Source organism: Shigella sp. FJ200513, assembly GCF_040495915.1.
Classification (GTDB): domain Bacteria; phylum Pseudomonadota; class Gammaproteobacteria; order Enterobacterales; family Enterobacteriaceae; genus ECMA0423.
Genome location: NZ_JBDYCV010000011.1, coordinates 1 through 14,138, shown reverse-complemented (window position 1 = coordinate 14,138; position 14,138 = coordinate 1). Strand labels below are relative to the sequence as shown.

The window sequence follows — 14,138 nt, the reverse complement described above, 5'->3', positions numbered from 1 at the left end:
ATTAGTCCGCCAGTTCCAGAATTCGTACTACCAACTGCGAGAAGCTCATACCTGCCTGACGTGCCGCCATCGGCACCAGGCTGTGGCTGGTCATACCCGGTGAGGTATTGGCTTCCAGCAGATAAAACTGTCCATCACTGTCCAGCATAACGTCAATACGTCCCCATCCTTTGCAACCTAACGTCGTCCATGCTTTCAGCACTAATGCCTGCAAATTGGCCTCTTGTGACGCTTCCAGACCTGCGGGGCAGAAATACTGTGTCTCATCAGAGAGATACTTCGCCTCATAATCATAGAAGGTTCCGGACGGTTGAATACGTATTGACGGTAAAATTTCTTCACCGAGTATCGCAACCGTGAACTCCGGCCCACTTAGCCATTTTTCAATCAATACTTCTTCATCGTGCTGAAATGCCAATCTTAATGCATCTTGTAGAGCATTTTCTGCTACTACTTTTGACATTCCCACACTGGAACCTTCGCGGCTCGGCTTAACGATAACCGGCAAACCCAGAGCAGAAATTTCTGCTAACTGCTTATCGCTCAGGCCTTTTTCAAACTCTGCGCGGGTTAACGCTACCCACGGCGCGACCGGTAAACCGGCACCTTGCCACAGAAGTTTGCTGCGTAGTTTATCTATTGAAAGCGCAGATGCCATCACTCCGCTGCCGGTATAAGGCAAGCCCATCAGCTCGAGCATGCCCTGCAGCGTACCATCTTCACCGCCGCGACCGTGTAGCGCGATAAACACTTTCTGAAAACCCATCGACTTCAGTTGCGTCACGTCGACTTCTTTCGGGTCGACAGGATACGCATCAATACCGCCTTCACGCAGCCCGGCTAACACCGCTGCGCCAGAATTCAGAGAAACTTCCCGCTCAGCGGAAGTCCCGCCCAACAGGACCGCGATTTTATCAGTCATGTTGTTCTTCCTCCGGAGTTTGCGGCTTCAGTTTGATTTCAGCTAAAGAACGGGCAATTTTTCCGATATTACCAGCCCCCTGAACGAGAATCAGGTCGTTACCGGTTAATACCGGTGCCAGCATCTCGGCTACCTGCGCAGGGTCCGGCACCAGAATGGGATCAATTTTCCCACGTCCACGAATTGTGCGACACAGCGAACGGCTGTCCGCTCCCGGAATTGGCGCTTCGCCAGCCGGATACACTTCCAGCATCAACAGGGTATCAACCTGCGTCAGCACATTGGCGAAATCATCATACAGGTCGCGCGTACGGGTAAAACGGTGCGGCTGAAACAGCATTACCAGGTTTTTATCCGGCCAGCCTGCGCGCGCCGCTTTAATGGTGGCGTCAACTTCCGTCGGGTGGTGGCCGTAGTCATCGACCAGCATTGCCGTACCGCTTTTACCATTCACTGGCTCCAGCGGGAATTCACCGAGGAAATCAAAACGGCGACCAGTCCCCTGGAAGCTCTCCAGCGCACGCAAAATAGCCTCGTCGTCAATTCCCTCTTCCGTAGCAACCGCAACCGCAGCTGCGGCGTTCAGCGCGTTATGACGGCCTGGCGCATTCAGGGTGACGCACATCGGCTCTTTGTCCTGACGCAGCAGCGTAAAGTGCCCCTGCGGGCCAATCTGCTGATAATCTTCTACACGCACGTCGGCATCTTCGCTGAAGCCGTAAGTTGTGGTCTGACGTCCCACACGCGGTAACAATTCGCGGATCACCGGATCATCAACACACATCACCGCACGACCGTAAAAAGGCAGGTTGTGCAGAAAATTAATAAAGGTCTGTTTTAAATTCTCAAAGTCGCCCTGGTAGGTATCCATGTGGTCGGCTTCGATATTGGTGACAATCGCCACCATCGGTTGCAGATGCAGGAACGATGCATCACTCTCATCTGCTTCGGCAATCAGGTACCGACCATGCCCCAAACGCGCATGAACCCCCGCCGCTTTTACCAGCCCGCCGTTAACGAAGGTTGGGTCGAGCCCCGCTTCTGCGTAGATGCTGGAAACCATCGCGGTAGTTGTCGTTTTGCCGTGCGTTCCTGCAATGGCGATGCCATGACGAAAACGCATTAACTCAGCCAGCATTTCGGCACGACGGATCACCGGAATACGCGCTTCATGAGCTGCGACAATTTCCGGGTTGTCGGCAGAAATGGCGCTGGAAACAACGACCACGCTGGCATCACGTACGTTTTCCGGGCGATGGTTGAAATAAATCGTCGCACCCAGATTCAGTAACTGCTGCGTGACCGGATTTGGCGCTAAATCGGAACCACTGATCTGATAACCTTCATTGGCCAGAACTTCGGCAATACCGCCCATACCGGCACCACCAATGCCGACAAAATGTATGTGCCGAACGCGACGCATTTCGGGCACGATGGAACGCAGTTTTGCCAATTGTTGTGTATTCATTCTTTACGCCATTAACTTCTTAAATTCATACGATGCAAAAGGCATCGCTACAATTACGCCCGGGCAGCCCGGCTCACTTCATTTGCCACTCGCTCGGTGGCATCCGGAATGGATGCAGCGCGGGCGCGTTCTGCCATGGTTAATAAGGTTTCTCGCGACCACCCGGCCAGGGTGTTGGCGACAGCATCCACGCTAAGCTGTGGCTGCTCGATAATTTTGGCTGCGCCCGCTTTTTCCAGCGGTAGCGCATTCCAGTATTGCTGGCGGTCTTTATGTTGAAACGGCACAAACAACGCCGGTAGTCCTGCCGCGGCGATTTCACTCACAGTTAAAGCACCGGAGCGGCAAACGACGACATCCGCCCACGCATACGCCGCCGCCATATCATCAATAAATTCAGTCACTTTATGCTGCGGTTGCCCCGCTTCGGCATACGCCTGTTCAACGGATTGTTGCGAACCTTTGCCGCTCTGATGCCAGATAGTGACTGAATCACCCAGTTTCGCAGCAACCTGCGGCATTGTCTGGTTAAGAATGCGTGCGCCCTGGGAACCACCCACTACCAACACACGAACCGGACCTTCACGTCCAGCCAAACGTTGCTGCGGCAACGGCAGCGCCAGCACATCGGTACGCACCGGGTTACCCACCACTTCCGCATTAGGGAAAGCGCCTGGAAACGCCTGCATCACTTTGGTAGCAATCTTCGCCAGCCATTTATTGGTTAAGCCCGCAATACCGTTTTGTTCATGAAGTACAACCGGAATGCCTAACGACCACGCGGCCAGACCACCTGGACCTGATACATAGCCGCCCATACCGAGTACCACGTCAGGTTTGTACGCTTTCATAATCGCCCGCGCCTGACGCCAGGCGTTGAAGATACGCAGCGGCGCAGCTATCAGTGCTTTTATACCTTTTCCACGCAAACCAGAGATACGAATGAAATCAATTTCGATGCCATGTTTTGGCACTAAGTCCGCTTCCATACGGTCGGCAGTCCCCAGCCAGCGAACTTGCCAACCCTGAGCCATTAGATAGTGCGCAACCGCCAGTCCCGGGAATACATGTCCACCGGTTCCGCCTGCCATCACCATTAATCGCTTTCCTTGACCACTCATCGTGAACCTCGTACAAACGCCTGCGCTTTCTCCAGACGCGTTTCATAATCAATACGCAACAGCATCATGATGGCTGTCGACATAATCAGTAAGCTCGAACCACCGTAACTGATTAGCGGCAATGTCAGACCTTTGGTCGGTAACATCCCCGCCGCCGCGCCTACGTTAACCAGCGCCTGGAAGCTAAACCAGATGCCAATAGAACAGGCGAGAAAACCGGAAAAACGGTGGTCAATTTCTAATGCTTTGCGGCCAATCGACATCGCACGAAAAGCGACGAAGAATACCATTAAAAGTGCTAGTACCACACCGACATAACCTAATTCTTCGCCGATAATGGCGAAAATAAAGTCAGTGTGCGCTTCCGGCAGATACTCCAGTTTTTGTACCGAATTACCTAAACCTTGCCCCCAAAGTTCGCCGCGACCAAACGCCATCAGCGATTGCGTTAACTGATAGCCGCTGCCAAAGGGATCTTCCCACGGGTTCCAGAATGCGGTAACACGGCGGATACGGTACGGTTCGGCGAGGATCAGCAACACAACCGCTGAAATGCCCATACCGATAATGGCAATGAACTGCCACAATTTCGCTCCCGCCAGGAACAACATCGCCAGCGTAGTCACAAACAACACCACCACCGTACCAAGGTCTGGCTGTGCCAGCAGTAACACTGCCAACACCAGAATCACGCCCATCGGTTTCAGGAAGCCGCGCAGGTTATTACGTACTTCGTCGCCTTTACGCACCAGATAGTTGGCGATATAGCAAAACAGCGACAGTTTTGTCAGCTCCGCAGGCTGGATACGCAGCAAACCGAGATCGATCCAACGCGATGCCCCTTTAACAGCGCTACCCACTACCAGCACGATCATCAGCAGGATGATAGATCCGAGCAGCATCGTGGCACTGTAGCGTTGCCAGAACTCCATCGGCAGACGCAGCGTAATGATCGCCAGAATAAACGCCAAAATCAGATAGACACCATCACGCTTCGCGAAGAAGAACGGATCGTTGGTTAAGCGTTGCCCTATGGGCATTGACGCCGAGGTCACCATGATAAAGCCAATCGCCGCGAGGCCGAAGGTCAGCCACAGTAAGGTGCGATCGTACATGATCAGGCTGTCGGTATCTTTTTCCCGCGAGCCCATCACCCAGCCCTTTAGCGCCGTGGAGATCCAGACCAGGATACTGAATCCTGGCAGGCGCGGCATTTTCAGGCGAGGGAGAGATAAACGCATCAACCTAACTCCTTCGCCAGACGGGCAAACTCATTGCCTCGTTGTTCAAAGTTCTTGAACTGATCAAGGCTGGCACAGGCCGGGGAGAGCAGAACCATATCGCCCGGCTGAACACGCGGAGCCAGCAAGCGCATAGCCTGTTCCATAGTTTCGGTTTGTTCTGCCACTTCCGGGCGTAGCGCCGCCAGCTGCGCGCCGTCACGACCGAAACAATACAGACGTACGTTATCGCCATTCAGGTAACGCACCAGTGGGCTAAAGTCCGCCGATTTACCATCGCCGCCCAGCAACAAATGCAGCGTGCCGTCTACGTGCAGGCCATTCAGCGCCGCTTCCGTACTGCCGACGTTGGTCGCTTTTGAATCGTTAATCCAGCGCACACCGTTATGCTCCAGCACCACTTCAAAGCGATGCGGCAGACCGGTGAAGGTGGTTAACGCTTTCAGGCTGCTGGCGCGCGGTAACCCTGCGGCATCTGCCAGCGCCAGCGCCACCAGCGCATTGGTGTAGTTATGCTGCCCGGAAAGTTTCATCTCTTTCACATTCAGCACTTTCTCGCCTTTAACCCGCAGCCAGGTTTCGCCCTGCTGATGATTCAGGTGATAGTCACCCATGTTGACGCCAAAGCTGACGCAGCGTTCATCCGCACCGCGAATCGGCATTGTTAAGGCATCATCAGCATTAACCACGCAAACTTTCGCGTTTTCGTAAATGCGCAGTTTTGCTGCACGATACTGTTGTAAACCAAACGGGTAGCGATCCATATGATCTTCAGTCACGTTCAGAATGGTCGCTGCTACCGCCTGTAAGCTGGAGGTGGTTTCCAGCTGGAAGCTCGACAGTTCCAGCACGTACAGTTCACACTCATCATCCAGTAGCATCAACGCAGGCAGGCCAATATTGCCACCCACACCAACGTTAACCCCCGCCGCTTTCGCCATTTCACCCACTAGCGTGGTGACCGTGCTTTTGCCGTTAGAACCGGTAATCGCCACAATCGGTGCTTGTGCTTCGCGACAAAACAGCTCGATATCGCCAACGATTTCGATTCCGGCATCAGCGGCAGCGCTTAAGGATGGATGCGCCAGTGCAATACCGGGACTGGCGACAATCAGATCTGCCGCCATCAGCCATTCATCATTCAGACTGCCCGTGTGGCGTTCTACGGCTTCGGGTAATTTATCCAGGCCAGGCGGTGTCATACGCGTATCCATAACGCGCGGCGTCACACCGCGAGCGAGGAAAAAGTCCACGCAGGAAAGCCCGGTGAGGCCCAGGCCGATAATGACAACATTTTTACCCTGGTAATCAGCCATGATTAACGTACCTTCAGCGTTGCCAGACCAATCAGGACCAGCATCAGCGAAATAATCCAGAAACGCACAATGACGCGCGGTTCCGGCCAGCCTTTCAGTTCATAGTGGTGATGAATCGGTGCCATGCGGAAAATACGTTGTCCGCGCAGTTTAAAGGAGCCGACCTGCAGGATGACAGAAAGCGTTTCTACCACGAACACGCCCCCCATAATCACCAGCAGGAATTCCTGACGTAGCAGTACGGCGATAATGCCTAACGCACCACCTAACGCCAGCGAACCGACATCGCCCATAAAGACCTGCGCCGGATAGGTGTTAAACCACAGGAAGCCCAGTCCTGCCCCGACTATCGCGGTACAGACAATAACCAGTTCCCCGGCGTGTCGCAGATACGGTATGTGTAAATAGCTGGCAAAGTTCATGTTGCCGGTCGCCCACGCCACCAGCGCAAAACCACCGGCGACAAATACGGTCGGCATAATTGCCAGACCGTCAAGACCATCGGTCAGGTTTACCGCGTTGCCAGTACCCACAATGACGAAGTAAGCCAGCAGAATGTAGAACAGCCCCAGTTGCGGCATCACATCTTTAAAGAATGGGACCACCAGCTGCGTTGCGGGCGTGTCTTTGCCGGCAAGGTACAAAGCGAAAGCAACACCCAGCGCAATGACCGACATCCAGAAATATTTCCAACGAGCGATCAACCCTTTGGTGTCTTTACGCACCACTTTGCGATAATCATCAACAAAGCCAATAACACCGTAACCTACCAGCACCACCAACACGCACCAGACGTACGGATTGGACGGGTAAGCCCACAGCAGCACGGAGATCACAATCGCTGTCAGGATCATAATCCCGCCCATGGTCGGCGTACCGCGCTTGCTGAAGTGTGATTCAGGACCGTCGTTACGCACTACCTGACCAAAGGAAAGTTTTTGCAAATGAGCAATCATGCGCGGGCCCATCCACAATGAGATGAACAGCGCGGTCAGCAGGCTGACGATGGCGCGAAACGTCAGATAGGAAAAGACGTTAAAGCCGGAATAATATTTGACCAAATGTTCGGCCAGCCAAACTAACATGTCCCATTCTCCTGTAAAGCGCGTACTACCTCTTCCATGGCAGCACTACGTGAACCCTTAACTAAAATCGTAATTACCTGTTGCTCAGCAATCAGTGATTTAAGACGCGTAATTAACGCAGTTTTATCAGCAAAATGTTCGCCAACGCCGCTGGCGGTGCTGATAGCATGGCTTTGTTTACCCATGCTTAACACGCGGTCAATACCAGCAGCTTTTGCCGCCTCACCCACCTGTACATGGCAGGCTTCGCTTTCAGCGCCCAGTTCCGCCATATCGCCCACCACCAGCACGCGGTAGCCCGGCATTTCAGCCAGTACCTGAACAGCTGCGGTCATTGAACCGACATTGGCGTTGTAGGAGTCGTCGAGCAGCAACTGGTTTTCTGCCAGTTGGATGGGGAACAGACGGCCAGGAACAGCTTTCAGATTTGCCAGCCCCGCTTTGATAGCATCAAGCGTTGCGCCCACGGACATGGAGAGCGCAGCGGCTGCCAGCGCATTCGCAATATTGTGACGCCCCGGCAACGGCAGCAGAACATCGACGCTACCGGTTGGGGTTTGTAGGGTAAATTCCATACCGTGCGAGGTCACATGGATATTGGTGGCGGTGAAATCGCTGTTGGCGGCATTGGGTGAGAAACGCCACACTTTGCGTGAGCCAATTACGCTCTGCCAGTTCAGCCAGTCGTTGTTGTCGGCGTTCATAATGGCGATACCGTTTTCCGGCAGGCCGCTAAAGATTTCACCTTTCGCTTTCGCGACACCCGCAAGCGAGCCAAAACCTTCCAGATGCGCCGCTGCCAGGTTGTTGACCAGCGCCGCTTCCGGGCGAGTCAGACTCACAGTCCAGGCAATCTCGCCCTGATGGTTCGCGCCAAGTTCAATAACTGCGTAATCGTATTCCGGCGTTAAGCGCAACAGCGTCATCGGTACACCGATGTCGTTGTTGAGATTGCCTGCCGTATAAAGCGTGTTGCCGCACTGGCTTAAAATCGCCGCCGTCATCTCTTTAACGGAGGTTTTGCCGGAGGACCCCGTCAGAGCAACCACGAGCGCCGGAACTTGCTGGCGAACCCATGCAGCCAGTTCACCAAACGCCAGACGCGTATCCTTGACGATTAACTGCGGCAGGTCGATGTCCAGCGGACGGCTAACCAGTAGTGCGCCTGCGCCGCCAGCTTTCGCCTGGTCGGCAAAATCGTGGGCATCAAAACGTTCACCTTTCAGGGCAACAAACAGGCAGCCCGGCGTCAGTTTTCGGGTATCAGTGGTTACAGCATCAAGGGTGATATCTGCACCTTGCAGTTCACCGTTGAGAATATCGGTAAGTTGGCTAAGGGTTACGCTAATCATGCAATCCCCCCCAGCAGACGCGCCACCGTGACGCGATCGGAGTAGTCCAGACGCTGATTGCCAACAATCTGGTAATCCTCATGGCCTTTGCCCGCGACCAGTACCACATCATTCTCTTTAGCCTGCATAACGGCGCAAGTCACCGCTTCAGCACGGCCTTCCATCACTTTGGCATGTCCGGCATCTAACATTCCCGCCAGAATATCGTTGATGATGGCACGCGGTTCTTCGGTACGCGGGTTATCGTCCGTCACCACCGCCACGTCAGCAAACTCTTCGGCAATTGCGCCCATCAGTGGACGCTTACCTTTATCGCGATCGCCACCACAGCCAAAGACGCACCACAGCTTGCCCGCACAGTGCAGGCGCGCCGCCTGTAAGGCTTTTTCCAGTGCATCCGGCGTATGCGCGTAATCCACCACCACCGTCGGTTTGCCTGGCGCAGTGAACACTTCCATACGTCCGCAAACCGGTTGCAGACGCGCGGCGGTTTTCAGCAGATCAGCCAGTGGATAGCCCAGCGCCAGCAGTGTTGCCAGCGCGAGCAACAGGTTGCTGACGTTAAAAGCGCCCATCAGATGGCTTTCAATTTCGCCATCGCCCCAGCTTGAACTAAAGCGAATGGTCGCGCCGCTGTCGTGATAGTTCACTTCGGTCGCTTTCAACCAGCGTCCGTGACAGTTCGGATTGATATGATCTTCCATTGATACCGCAACCGCGTCCGGCAGTTTTGCCAGCCAGCGGCGGCCCACTTCATCGTCGGCGTTAATAATCGCCTGACCGCAATGATGTTCAGAATAAAGCAGCCATTTCGCAGCTTCGTAGTGTTCCATATCACCATGATAATCAAGGTGATCGCGGCTTAAGTTGGTAAAGACCGACGCCGGAAATTTCAATGCCGCCACACGGTGCTGTACCAGCCCGTGGGAGGAAACTTCCATTGCGCAAAAAGTCGCGCCCTGATCCACCAGCCCCGCCAGCTCATGCTGAACATCAACTGCCGAACCGGTAGTATTTTCTGTCGGGATCACTTTCCCCAGCAGACCGTTACCAACGGTGCCCATTACCGCGCTGGTTTCGCCAAGCAGTTGGCTCCACTGCGCCAGAAGCTGGGTCGTCGTGGTTTTGCCGTTGGTGCCCGTTACGCCTACGAGACGTAAATTGTCAGAGGGTTCATGGTAAAAGCGGCCCGCCAGTGCAGATAAACGCTCGTTGAGCTGGCTGAGATAGATGACCGGTACGCCGTGCATTTCACGGATTTCACCGTCGGTCGCCTCATCTTTCGCCTCTGCAATAATGGCAGCCACACCTTGCGCTATCGCCTGCGGGATATATCGACGCCCGTCCGCCTGATGACCTACTACAGCTACAAAGAGATCGCCCGCCGCAGCCACACGGCTGTCGAGTGTCATCTCTCGCAGTGCTCGCGAAGGTGCGTCTGGCACCCACGGAGCAAGAAGGTCGCGCAAATTACGATCTGCCACCTGTCCCCTCGCCTTGATTAATCACAAATTCATTTTTATCGCCCGTTGTCAGCGCATCCGGCTCGATGTTCATGGTACGCAATACGCCGCCCATGATGGCACCAAAGACCGGCGCGGAAACGGCGCCGCCGTAGTATTTACCCGCCTGCGGATCGTTGATAACAACAACCAGCGCGAAGCGCGGCTGACTCGCAGGCGCAACGCCTGCGGTATAAGCAATATATTTATTGATGTAGCGACCGTCCGGCCCGACCTTTTTCGCGGTACCGGTTTTAATGGCGATACGATAGCCTTTAATCGCCGCCTTCACGCCGCCGCCGCCTGGTAGCGCCACGCTTTCCATCATATGCACCACGGTGCGAACAATGGATTCCGGGAAGACACGTTCACCGGGAACCGGGGGGTCAACTTTGGTAATCGACAGTGGGCGATAAATGCCGTAGCTGCCGATAGTTGCGTAGACTCGCGCTAACTGTAACGGTGTTACCATTAGCCCGTAGCCGAAAGAGAAGGTGGCCCTCTCTATGTCAGACCACCGTTGTTTTTGAGGATATAAGCCACTGCGTTCTCCGACCAACCCCAAATTGGTCGCTTTTCCCAGTCCAAAACGTGAGTAAGTATCTACTAACGCTGAGGACGGCATCGTTAACGCCAGCTTGGAAACACCGACGTTACTCGACTTCTGTAATACCCCGGTCAGGGTTAATTCGCTGTAGCGTGCCACGTCTTTGATTTCGTGGCCGTTAATTCGATAAGGAATGGTATTGAGTACCGAGTTTTCCCGCACCACGCCACGTTGCAACGCGGTCATCACCACCATCGGTTTAACCGTTGAGCCCGGTTCAAACACGTCGGTGATGGTACGGTTACGCATCGCCTCTTTCGGCGTGCCGCTCAGATTGTTAGGGTTGTATGACGGGCTGTTAGCCATCGCCAGCACTTCACCTGTGTTGACATCCACCAGCACGGCGCTACCAGATTCAGCCTTGTTAAAGGCCACCGCGTTGTTCAGTTCGCGATAAACCAGCGCCTGCAGGCGTTCATCAATACTCAGCGCCAGGTTGTGCGCTGCCTGGCTGTCAGTAGAAGAAATATCTTCAATTACGCGACCATAGCGGTCTTTACGCACAATGCGCTCACCCGGCTGCCCGGTAAGCCATTTATCGAAACTCTTCTCAACGCCCTCAATCCCTTGACTATCGACGTTAGTAAAGCCGATGAGGTGAGCAGTCACTTCGCCGGACGGATAGTAACGGCGAGACTCTTCACGCAGATGAATCCCCGGCAGTTTCAGTTTTTTGATGTAGTCCGCCATGTCAGAGTTTACCTGACGCGCCAGATAAATAAAGCGCCCTTTCGGGTTGGCGTTAATGCGGGCAGAAAGCTGATCCAGCGGAATATTGAGCGCGTTAGCCAGCGCCTTCCAGCGGTCACCGACGCTGATACCGCCAGCGTCATGCACTTCTTTCGGGTCAGCCCAAATCGCTTTTACCGGCACGCTCACCGCTAACGGGCGACCAGAACGGTCAGTAATCATGCCGCGGGAGGTGGAAACTTGCTGAACGCGAAGAGAACGCATGTCGCCCTCTTTCACCAGCATATCCGGGGAGATAACTTGTAACCACGCTACGCGTCCGAGCAGAAAAGCCAGCGCCAGGAGAATACAGCCGCATAACAACGCAAAACGCCAACTGATAAAGTTGGCATGTTCTTCCTGACGTTTTGGTTTCTGCGTTTTCGCCGCTGCTTTCATGCGTCGCGTTTATCCTTATTTTTGCACTACGATATTTTCTTGTGACGGATCAACATGCTGCATTTGCAGCTTTTCCGTGGCGATCCTTTCCACCCGGCTATGGTCGCCGAGCGCATTCTCTTCAAGGATCAGGTTGCGCCATTCAATGTCTAAAGCATCTCGCTCCAGCACCAGTTGTTCGCGCTGAGCGGTCAGTAAACGGGTATGGTGCGCCGTGGTTACCACGGTCACCGCCGTCAAAATAATGCAAATGAACAGGCAGAGTGGCAGCTTCCCAAATCGCAAAAGATCGTCACCGATAACACCAGGCAATGCATGGCGCTCGTGGCTTCCCATCGATCCTTTAACTTTGCTTAGAGCTTCTGTCACTCTGCTGATCATGCGTTCGTCCTCTCTGCAATACGCAGAACTGAACTACGGGCACGAGGGTTCTCAGCCACCTCTTCTTCGCCCGGCATTAACTTGCCTAGTGCTCGCAGCTGACGGCCACCCAGTTTTTTGAGCTGCTCTTCAGTCATCGGTAACCCTGCCGGAACTTGCGGACCGCGGCTGTTTTCACGCATAAAACGTTTCACAATACGGTCTTCCAGCGAGTGGAAGCTGATGATCGAAAGCCGCCCACCCGGGGCCAGCACGTTGAGCGAGCTTTTTAGCGCCTGCTCTATCTCCTCCAGTTCACTGTTTACCCAAATGCGCACCGCCTGGAAGGTACGGGTCGCGGGATGTTTAAACTTATCTTTCACCGGCGTTGCAGCAGCCACGACTTCCGCCAGTTCTTTGGTGCGGGTCATCGGCTGTTCGCGGTTACGCTCGACAATGGCGCGGGCAATGCGTTTGGCAAAATGCTCTTCACCATAGGTTTTCAATACCCAGGCGATATCGGCTTCTTCTGCGGTTTGTAGCCATTCAGCGGCTGACTGCCCACGGGTTGGGTCCATACGCATGTCCAGCGGACCATCGCGCATAAAGGAAAAGCCGCGTTCAGCATCATCAAGTTGCGGTGAAGAGACGCCAAGATCGAGGAGAATGCCGTCGATCTTGCCAATAAGATCGCGCTCGGCAACGTATTCGCCCAGCGCGGAGAAAGGTCCGTGGATGATGGAGAAGCGCGGATCATCAATAGTCTTCGCAACGGCGATAGCCTGCGGGTCGCGATCGATCGCCAGCAAACGCCCCTCTTCGCCAAGCTGCGAGAGGATCAGACGTGAGTGACCACCGCGACCAAAAGTCCCATCAATGTAGATGCCATCAGGACGGATATTGAGGCCATTAACGGCTTCATCCAGCAGCACCGTAGTATGTTTATAGTTTTCCATCATTTTATAGAGACAAGTCCTGCAGTCGCTCCGATAAGTCTCCGGTAGCCAACTGCTCTGCGTCGATATCTTCCTTGACCTGTTGATGCCAGGTTGTTTCATCCCACAGCTCAAACTTGTTGAACTGTCCAACCAGCATCACTTCTTTTGTCAGCCCGGCATGTTGCCGCAGTACTGGCGCGATTAACAATCGACCTGCGCCATCCATCTGACATTCGCTGGCATGACCTAACAGTAGGCGCTGCACACGGCGCTCAACCGGGTTCATGCTCAACAGACGCGATAATTTTTGCTCGATAATTTCCCATTCAGGCAGGGGGTAAAGCAGCAGGCACGGGTGATGAATGTCAATGGTGCAAACCATTTGACCGGCAGCGTTCTCAAGCAGCTGTTCCCGATAACGGGTAGGCACTGATAAGCGCCCTTTGCTGTCGAGATTGACTAACGTTGCTCCCCGGAACATGCCAGCCTCACCCCTTATTCCCACTTTGCCCCACAATTTCCCACTGAAAGGAGTTTACGGAGCGGAGGAAAAGCTTGTCAAGCCAGTCACAAGGCATACCGAGGTAAAAAACCCGATGTTTACGGCTAATATCAGCGTTGTTTATTTTACGTCCAACGTGCGAAGCAAATTAACGTTATGAATAGCTGTAAGAAAAAATCCCTCATCGTCATCACTGTTTTAAAATGACTCACTATTTTCCACAGCAAATATAAAGTGTCAGTTTGCGACGCGAGCGGCATTTTAGGACATATCTTCCCCGGTTAACAGTCCTTGTTACGTCTGTGTGGCGCTTGATGCCAGCGGGTTTGCGCAAAAGCAAAGAAAAGTGTTTGTTAAATCGGCAATTCATCGCCGCATGTAACAAAATAATGCAAAAACGCGCTGTCGATATCACTTAATTATTGTGAATTTCAGCTGGTGAGTTAATTAACGGGCGGGTTTAAAACCATTTATCAATAATAGTCAGGAATAGTCTTATTTACTTTAAGGATATTGATGTCCGGTAATGACTCCAACTTACTGATAGTGTTTTATGTTCAGATAATGCCCGATGACCTTGTCATGCAGCTCCACCG

The 14,138-nt window shown here is 53.6% G+C and carries 13 protein-coding genes; all 13 read right to left on the bottom strand.

The genetic code is table 11. From position 1 onward, the window contains the following. Position 1: 1 nt before the first annotated feature. A complete protein-coding gene (gene ddlB, locus ABZJ92_RS04125) occupies positions 2–922 on the bottom strand; it encodes a D-alanine--D-alanine ligase (protein ID WP_000130035.1) in 921 nt (306 codons plus the stop codon). Then, positions 915–2,390 (bottom strand): UDP-N-acetylmuramate--L-alanine ligase, encoded by a 1,476-nt coding sequence (gene murC, locus ABZJ92_RS04120; protein WP_001096032.1) that lies wholly within the window; start codon positions 2,388–2,390, stop codon positions 915–917. Before murC ends, ddlB begins: the two co-directional genes overlap by 8 nt. Before the next feature lie 53 nt (positions 2,391–2,443). Further along, entirely contained in the window at positions 2,444–3,511 is a 1,068-nt protein-coding gene (gene murG / locus ABZJ92_RS04115; protein ID WP_000016582.1) for an undecaprenyldiphospho-muramoylpentapeptide beta-N-acetylglucosaminyltransferase, read from the bottom strand. Beyond that, the gene (gene ftsW, locus ABZJ92_RS04110) at positions 3,508–4,752 is read right to left on the bottom strand and encodes a cell division protein FtsW (protein ID WP_001239796.1); all 1,245 of its coding nucleotides are present in this window, start codon (positions 4,750–4,752) and stop codon (positions 3,508–3,510) included. The genes murG and ftsW overlap by 4 nt, the downstream gene beginning before the upstream one ends. Beyond that, positions 4,752–6,068: a UDP-N-acetylmuramoyl-L-alanine--D-glutamate ligase gene (murD, locus tag ABZJ92_RS04105; RefSeq protein ID WP_000796484.1), complete on the bottom strand. Its 1,317-nt coding sequence runs from the start codon at positions 6,066–6,068 to the stop codon at positions 4,752–4,754. The genes ftsW and murD overlap by 1 nt, the downstream gene beginning before the upstream one ends. A gap of 2 nt (positions 6,069–6,070) precedes the next feature. After that, the gene (gene mraY, locus ABZJ92_RS04100; RefSeq protein ID WP_000964131.1) at positions 6,071–7,153 is read right to left on the bottom strand and encodes a phospho-N-acetylmuramoyl-pentapeptide-transferase; all 1,083 of its coding nucleotides are present in this window, start codon (positions 7,151–7,153) and stop codon (positions 6,071–6,073) included. Next, entirely contained in the window at positions 7,147–8,505 is a 1,359-nt protein-coding gene (gene murF / locus ABZJ92_RS04095; RefSeq protein WP_000626666.1) for a UDP-N-acetylmuramoyl-tripeptide--D-alanyl-D-alanine ligase, read from the bottom strand. The genes mraY and murF overlap by 7 nt, the downstream gene beginning before the upstream one ends. Further along, positions 8,502–9,989, bottom strand: coding sequence for a UDP-N-acetylmuramoyl-L-alanyl-D-glutamate--2,6-diaminopimelate ligase (gene murE / locus ABZJ92_RS04090; protein WP_000785134.1), 1,488 nt, complete (start codon positions 9,987–9,989; stop codon positions 8,502–8,504). The genes murF and murE overlap by 4 nt, the downstream gene beginning before the upstream one ends. Beyond that, positions 9,976–11,742, bottom strand: a complete 1,767-nt coding sequence (ftsI, locus tag ABZJ92_RS04085) for a peptidoglycan glycosyltransferase FtsI (protein WP_000642215.1) — start codon at positions 11,740–11,742, stop codon at positions 9,976–9,978. Before ftsI ends, murE begins: the two co-directional genes overlap by 14 nt. A 15-nt stretch (positions 11,743–11,757) precedes the next feature. Further along, positions 11,758–12,123, bottom strand: a complete 366-nt coding sequence (gene ftsL, locus ABZJ92_RS04080; RefSeq protein WP_000625658.1) for a cell division protein FtsL — start codon at positions 12,121–12,123, stop codon at positions 11,758–11,760. Further along, positions 12,120–13,061, bottom strand: coding sequence for a 16S rRNA (cytosine(1402)-N(4))-methyltransferase RsmH (gene rsmH / locus ABZJ92_RS04075; RefSeq protein WP_000970469.1), 942 nt, complete (start codon positions 13,059–13,061; stop codon positions 12,120–12,122). The genes ftsL and rsmH overlap by 4 nt, the downstream gene beginning before the upstream one ends. 1 nt (position 13,062) lies before the next feature. Then, positions 13,063–13,521 carry a division/cell wall cluster transcriptional repressor MraZ gene (gene mraZ / locus ABZJ92_RS04070; RefSeq protein WP_005053563.1) on the bottom strand — a complete coding sequence of 153 codons (459 nt, stop codon included), beginning with the start codon at positions 13,519–13,521 and terminating at the stop codon, positions 13,063–13,065. 558 nt (positions 13,522–14,079) lie between these two features. Then, complete coding sequence (locus tag ABZJ92_RS04065) at positions 14,080–14,136, bottom strand: IS1 family transposase (RefSeq protein ID WP_003032489.1); 57 nt, start codon at positions 14,134–14,136, stop codon at positions 14,080–14,082. Positions 14,137–14,138: the final 2 nt, after the last annotated feature.

Coding starts and splice junctions, on each gene's coding strand:
- ddlB (WP_000130035.1), bottom strand. CDS start 922: ATGACTGATAAAATCGCGGTCCTGTTGGGCGGGACTTCCGCTGAGCGG.
- mraZ (WP_005053563.1), bottom strand. CDS start 13,521: ATGTTCCGGGGAGCAACGTTAGTCAATCTCGACAGCAAAGGGCGCTTA.
- murF (WP_000626666.1), bottom strand. CDS start 8,505: ATGATTAGCGTAACCCTTAGCCAACTTACCGATATTCTCAACGGTGAA.
- ftsI (WP_000642215.1), bottom strand. CDS start 11,742: ATGAAAGCAGCGGCGAAAACGCAGAAACCAAAACGTCAGGAAGAACAT.
- ftsW (WP_001239796.1), bottom strand. CDS start 4,752: ATGCGTTTATCTCTCCCTCGCCTGAAAATGCCGCGCCTGCCAGGATTC.
- mraY (WP_000964131.1), bottom strand. CDS start 7,153: ATGTTAGTTTGGCTGGCCGAACATTTGGTCAAATATTATTCCGGCTTT.
- ftsL (WP_000625658.1), bottom strand. CDS start 12,123: ATGATCAGCAGAGTGACAGAAGCTCTAAGCAAAGTTAAAGGATCGATG.
- murC (WP_001096032.1), bottom strand. CDS start 2,390: ATGAATACACAACAATTGGCAAAACTGCGTTCCATCGTGCCCGAAATG.
- murD (WP_000796484.1), bottom strand. CDS start 6,068: ATGGCTGATTACCAGGGTAAAAATGTTGTCATTATCGGCCTGGGCCTC.
- rsmH (WP_000970469.1), bottom strand. CDS start 13,061: ATGATGGAAAACTATAAACATACTACGGTGCTGCTGGATGAAGCCGTT.
- murG (WP_000016582.1), bottom strand. CDS start 3,511: ATGAGTGGTCAAGGAAAGCGATTAATGGTGATGGCAGGCGGAACCGGT.